Annotated in this window: 1 protein-coding gene; it reads right to left on the bottom strand. The window is 56.7% G+C overall.

Features of this window, described 5'->3' with window-relative positions:
* The coding region (locus tag HKX41_12385) for a Fic family protein (GenBank protein ID NNC24933.1) at positions 1 to 254 on the bottom strand (254 nt) is incomplete at both ends.

Here is a 254-nt window from a genome sequence, read left to right on the forward strand (position 1 = left end):
GTTCGCTCGACTGATTCGTGCGCTTGCTGGGCGATACCGCGCACGAAGAAAGACAGCCATGCCTCCCAGTCACCGCGCGTTCGAACGGCGTTCATCCGCTCGACGTACGTCGCCTTATTCCGATTGAAGTATTCACTCAGGTAGAGGTTTGGACGCTTTAGATATCCCTGGTCGTAGAGTTGGAGCGTGATGAGGAGGCGGCCGAGGCGGCCGTTCCCATCGTCATACGGGTGAATTGTCTCGAACTGATAGTG

The organism is Salifodinibacter halophilus, from assembly GCA_012999515.1.
Lineage (GTDB): Bacteria > Pseudomonadota > Gammaproteobacteria > Nevskiales > Salinisphaeraceae > Salifodinibacter > Salifodinibacter halophilus.